The organism is Pseudomonadota bacterium (assembly GCA_023229365.1).
Taxonomy (GTDB): domain Bacteria; phylum Myxococcota_A; class Polyangia; order JAAYKL01; family JAAYKL01; genus JALNZK01.
This window is the reverse complement of record JALNZK010000152.1, coordinates 6247-11405: the sequence shown is the minus strand read 5'-3', so window position 1 is coordinate 11405 and position 5159 is coordinate 6247. Positions and strand designations below refer to the sequence as shown.

Annotated in this window: 3 protein-coding genes; 1 reads left to right on the top strand and 2 read right to left on the bottom strand. The window is 71.0% G+C overall.

What is annotated here, in order from left to right:
• Nucleotides 1–143: 143 nt before the first annotated feature.
• The gene (locus M0R80_28520; protein MCK9463583.1) at nt 144–1451 is read right to left on the bottom strand and encodes a thrombospondin type 3 repeat-containing protein; all 1308 of its coding nucleotides are present in this window, start codon (nt 1449–1451) and stop codon (nt 144–146) included.
• A gap of 156 nt (nt 1452–1607) precedes the next feature.
• On the opposite strand from M0R80_28520, the gene M0R80_28515 reads away from it, so the two are divergent.
• On the top strand, nt 1608–2849 hold the full coding sequence (locus M0R80_28515; GenBank protein ID MCK9463582.1) for a TIGR04013 family B12-binding domain/radical SAM domain-containing protein: 1242 nt from the start codon (nt 1608–1610) through the stop codon (nt 2847–2849).
• On the opposite strand, the gene M0R80_28510 is transcribed toward M0R80_28515, so the two are convergent.
• The coding region (locus tag M0R80_28510; GenBank protein MCK9463581.1) for a hypothetical protein at nt 2846–5159 on the bottom strand (2314 nt) is incomplete at its 5' end. The genes M0R80_28515 and M0R80_28510 overlap by 4 nt on opposite strands.

The following is a 5159-nucleotide window of genomic DNA, read 5'->3' as shown; positions in this document are numbered from 1 at the left end:
GTCCGTGGCGTGCGCGACGGACCTCGGCGGGGCGCGGGTGTCGGCGCGGGTCGGCACCCGGATCCCGGGGTACGTCTACCAGGGCGCCGACGGCACGCCGCACCAGATCGAGCCCATCGATCCCGAGGGCGACGCCGTGTTCCTCATCTTGCGCGGAAGATACTGACCATCGCGAGCAGCGCGAGCGCCGCGAGCAGGAGCGAGAAGCCCGGCGCGCCGCGACTGCGGTCGGCGCCCACCAGGCTGCAGTTGCACGTGTCGCTCGAGCCGACGATCGAGCCGTACGCCCGCACCGTCATCGTGTCCGTGGCGGTGGGGCTCTCGGGGTCGTCGACCAGCGTGGCGGAGACCCTCAGCGTGTACGTCCCGGGCTTCGACGGAGCGAAAGAGGGCTCCTCGCCCTCGACGTAGTGGTACTCGAACGGGGTCGAGCAGGCCGCCTCCCCGGACGCGTTGGACAGGCCGGTCGATGACGGTCCTTGGACGATCGCCCATGTGTACGCGAGGTGGGCGTCCTCGCGGTTCGAGAACAGGCGCAGGCGGACCTCGTCCCCGGTGTCCACGTCCAGGGAGTCCGGCGCGAGCACCGCGAACGGGCCCGCCGGGTCGAGGCAGGCGTCGGCCTCGCCGCGCACGACGAAGCAGAACCCGTCGTCGTCGCAGGTGTCTCCCATCCCGTCGCGATCCCCATCCTCTTGGTCCGGGTTCGCCGCGAGCGGGCAGTTGTCCGCGGTGTCCGGGATCCCGTCGCCGTCGAGGTCCGGATCGCAGGCGTCGCCCGTGCCGTCCTCGTCGAGATCCTCTTGGAACGGGTTGAACGTCTCCGGGCAGTTGTCGTTGATCGTGTTCTCGGGGGTCTTGAGGTTGTACGTCGGGAAGCCGTCGCCGTCGGGGTCGGCGTTGCAGATCGTCCCGTCGGCGGCCGCGTCGTACGGGCACGGGTCGATCGCGTTGTCGATCCCGTCGCCGTCGAGGTCCGGATCGCAGGCGTCGCCGAGGCCGTCGCCGTCCAGATCCTCCTGCCCGGGGTTGTGCACCGGCATCGCGTCGGCGCCGCCGTCGGCCGCGTCCGAGCCGCCGCAGTTGTCCGAGAAGTCGAGCACGTCGTCGTCGTCCGCGTCGTTGTCGCAGGCGTCGCCGATCCCGTCGCCGTCGATGTCCGACTGATCCGGGTTCGCGTACGCGGGGCAGTTGTCGCAGACGTCGCCGACCCCGTCGTCGTCCACGTCGTACGCGCCCGGCTCGTAGCCGCGCGGGCAGCTGTCGTCCCAGTCGAGGAGGCCGTCGTCGTCCCAGTCGTACGCGGACTGGTAGCCCTCGTTGCCGACGCCCGCGGGCTCGGTGCACAGCTCGACGCCGCCGTCCGGTGCGCCGCCGTCCTGCGCGACCGCGGCCAGCGGGGCCGCGAGCAGCGCGAGGACGAGGAACGCGGTATGGGTTCTCCCCGGCACGGGCCGCATCATAGGCAAAGAGCCCGCGACGCGCCAGCGAATCCGCAGGGAGCGCCCCGGCGCGCCGGCAGGATCTTTCCAGGAGGTACCCGAAACGAACGGGTGGACAACTGGTATCCCTAAGGCCCAATTTGAGGAGTGAACACTCTTGACCCCATGCGTCAGAGGACCGCCCACAGGCCGCCCCGATTCGTCTTCCGGCGCACGGAGGAGAACCGCAACTCGCTCGCCGCGGTGCGCGCGACGCTCGAGCCGCTCGTCGGCGCGGGGAGGCTCACGACCAGGACCGCGGCGCCTCCTCCGGGGGATCTCGAGCCCGCGGACGTCCTCGCGTACTCGTTCACCACGGTGGAGCTCGACGCGGTCGCGGCCGAGGTGGCAGACGTCCGTGCGGCGTCGAAGCGGCCGCTCCTCGTCGCGGGCGGCAGCCACCCGAGCGCGGATCCGGACGGCGCCGTCGCGCTGGGGTTCGACGCGGTGTTCGTCGGCGAGGCGGAGCGCACGCTCCCCGAGTTCGCCGCGGCGTGGTGCGACGACCCCGACCGGGCGCGGGTCGCGCGGGATCCGATCATCCGTGATCCCGGCCCGCCCGTCGACATCGACGCCGCCCCGCACGCGACGGAGGCGACCGAGGAGTTCCCGTTCGTCGAGATCGTTCGGGGGTGTCCGCACGCCTGCGCCTTCTGCCAGGTCCCGGCCCTGCACGGGAGCAGGCCCCGCTTCCGCTCGCCGTCCGTTGCGGCGGCGGGGATCGCCCACGCCGTCGCGCGCGGGCACCGGCGGTTCCGCTTCCTCGCGCCGGACGCGTTCGCGTACCGCGGCGGACCGTATGCGGGGCCGGCCGAGTCGCTCACCGCGCTCGCCGGGGCGTGCCGCGCAGCGGGCGCCGGGGTCATGACGCTCGGCAGCTTCCCCTCCGAGGTGCGGCCGGATCACGTCCGGGCGGAGCTGCTCGAGATCGTCGCGCGGGCGTTCGGCAACCGGACGATCGTCGTCGGCGCGCAGTCCGGATCGGACGCGACGCTGCTCCTCATGCGGCGGGGCCACACCGTCGACGAGTCCCGGCGCGCGATCCGGCTCATCGCCGACGCCGACCTCGTCCCGCACGTCGATCTCCTGTTCGGGTTCCCGGGGGAGACGCTCGCGGACAGGCTCCTGAGCGTAGAGCTCGGCCGGGAGGTGCTCGCGGCGGGACGGGGGAGGGTCCACCTCCACTCCTACCTCCCCTTGTGCGGCACGCCCGCGTGGCCGGCGCCGCCAGAGCCGATCGAGCCCGAGATCGTCGCGGCGCTGCGCGGGCTCGAGCGGAGCGGGCGGGCGGACGGCTACTGGGAGCGGCAGATCGCGCAGGGCGCGCGGGTGCTGGCGCAGGCCCGGGAGGGCCTCATCTCGCGCTAGTAGAGGATCCTCGTGTTGGGGATGTACGCCGTGGTCGAGTAGGCCGCCGTGGGCGCGGACGGGAGGATGTCGTAGTAGTCCCCGTACGTCTGGAGCGAGCGCGCCGTGGCCGTAGACGTGCAGTAGAAGTCCGACGCGTAGGAGTAGTAGGTGCCGGTGTTCTTGTCGACCGCGATGACGAGGTTGTCCGAGCCGTTGTAGTTGAACGGGGTGTCGAGCTCGACCATGAGCCACCCGGCCGCGCTCGGGCTGATCGTGCCACTGTAGACCTGGGTCAGATCCGAAGACGGGATCCAGTCGCTGCCGCTCGAGAAGGCGGTCTTCGTCGTGTGCCCCATGTAGATGACTATCGTCTCGGTCGACGAGTAGCCGCCGTTGAAGTCCCAGCCGATCTCCTGGATCGGCCCCGGGTAGATCTCGCTCGAGAGGTAGATCGATTGCGAGTAGGAGTAGTCGTAGTACAGCTCCATCGGCAGCGAGGCGTCGTAGGTCCCGTCGCCCAGCTCGACCTCGGGCGGGGTGGTCATCCGCGTGAACGTCAGATCGAGTGCGCCGGTGACGACGCCGTCGCCCTCGACGACGAAGTACGCGGTTGCGGGTGAGGTCGAGGTGTTCTGCCACCAGGTCGAGCTGCCGCCGGCGACGTCGCAGTCGTTCGTCGAGCAGCTCCCGAGCGCCTGGATTGCGACCGCCGTCGCCCCGTCGTTGGTGGCGTTGACCCAGTTGCCGGCGGGCACGGTGACGGCGAACCAGACCTCGGGACCGACCGCGCCGGCGCACCCGGTGCCGCCGGTGAAGCCGTCCACGAAGCTCGACAGGTTGCCGGACCACCCGTCCGTCACGACGGTCGTCAGGTCGACAGGGACCGCGTTCGAGCAGAAGTTGCCGTCCGCCGCGGTGGAGATGCTCACCCGCGTGCGCTCCGTGCCCGAGATGGCGGTCTTTCCGCGCACCGCCGCGTAGACGGTCTTCGTCGCCCCGCTCGTGTTGTACCAGTTGACGAACTCGGGGCTGTCCGACGAGCCGAGGCACGTGTCCAGGACCGGGCAGTCCTCGGTCAGGTAGACGACCGCGTCCACCGAGTTCAGCTCCTCCACCTTCACGACCCGGTCGTCCGGCACGTCGATCGCGTACCACACCGTGCTGCCCGACGCCGGCTCGCACACCCCGTTCGGCCAGGACGAGCCGAAGCCGAGGAGCGACCTGGCGTCCTCCCAGGGCAGGCTCGCCTCGTTCACGTCGAACGCCGTGGCGCAGGAGTCGCCGATGGCGATCGCCTCGGCCGAGAACGTCACGTCGATGTCGCCCGCGACCGTCGCGTTGTCGTACGCCTCGATCCCGATCGTCACCGTCGCGTTCGACGCGGACTCGTTGTACCAGAAGAGCGTCTCGGCGGCCGAGGCGGTGCAGACGGCGTCCTCGCCGCACTCGTTCACCGCGTGCAGCCGCGTCTCCGTCCACAGGTCGTTGTTCGTCACGACGAGCTTCTGCGCCGGCCCCACCGTCACGTCGAACCACACGTCGCGGCCGTCCGCGTCCTCGCACGACGTGTCCAGCATCGTCACCGTGTCCGTGAAGTCCGCCCAGTCGCCCGTCGTCCAGCTCACGTCGAGGCTCGTCACGTCGATCGGGATCGGGTTCGCGCACAGGTCGCCCTGCGGCTGCACGTCCCAGTTGAACGTCACGTCATAGCCCGGGTAGGTCGGCGTGTCGTCCATCGCGTCTACGGTGACGTACACCGTCTGCGCGGAGGACGTGATGTTCAGGTACTGCAGGATCCCCGTGTCCGAGGTGAGCTCGCACGCCGCGTCGCCGCACGCGTTCAGGAGGCTCAGGCTCACCTCGTCCATCCCCGTCAGCTCCGTGACGGTCAGCCGCTGCGCCGCCGGCACCGGCACCTCGAACCAGACCTCCACGCCGTCCGAGTCGCCGCAGCCCGCGCCGCCCCAGAAGTAGTCCCCGAGCGCCGCCCAGGTGCCCGTGTAGTGCGCCGTCGAGCCCTGCGGCACCGCGACGGCGTTCGTGCAGAAGTCGCCCGGCACCGGCGCCGCCAGGCTGAACGTGAACTGCGTCGTCGTCAGCGTGCCCGAGGACACGAACCCCGTCACCACGTACACCGTCACAGGCGACGCGCTCTGGTTGTGCCAGACCAGGATCTCGGGGTTCTCCGGCGCCTTCACGAACCTGAGCACCGTCGGCGCGCCCCCGCAGTCCGAGACCGCCGCGATGAACGTGTTCGACGCGCCGGCGGTCTTCTCCACCCGGAGCACCGTGTCCGCCGGGACGCTCACCTCGTGCCAGACGTCCGGC

Bases quoted from the DNA above. Each gene is read 5' to 3' on its own strand.
- M0R80_28515 (MCK9463582.1), top strand. From the start codon at position 1,608: ATGCGTCAGAGGACCGCCCACAGGCCGCCCCGATTCGTCTTCCGGCGC.